Below are 303 nucleotides of genomic sequence, written 5' to 3'. Positions count from 1 at the left end.
ACCCCGTTCCGCGTCGGCGGACGCCGCTTCGGCCGCGTCACGGGCTTGGCGCAGCTGGACGCCTTGCTCGCGAAGCCGTTTCAGGAGCTTCTCGACTTCGCCTTCGCGCTCGCCGCGAGCGTTCTCCGCGGCCCGTTGCGCCTCGGCCAGCTCCGCGCGGACCTGCGCGAGTTCGGCCTCGAGCCGCTGGTTGCGGGCCAGCGCGGCGTCGCGTTCGGCGCGGAGGGCGTTCTCCTCGGCGTTCTTGGCGACCAGCCGCACGCGCCCGGCGGCCCCGGACTCCCCGAGCAGGACGGCGGCGGC

General features: G+C 75.9%; 1 pseudogene. It reads right to left on the bottom strand.

The features are described from left to right. Positions 1–303: pseudogene (locus G3I65_RS55005) on the bottom strand (RNA-binding protein); the annotation flags it as partial.

Origin of the sequence: Amycolatopsis sp. SID8362, from assembly GCF_010550475.1 — a bacterium.
GTDB classification, from domain to species: Bacteria; Actinomycetota; Actinomycetes; order Mycobacteriales; family Pseudonocardiaceae; genus Amycolatopsis; species Amycolatopsis eburnea.
The sequence above is the reverse complement of the archived record's forward strand: the minus strand, read 5'-3'. Positions and strand labels throughout refer to the sequence as shown.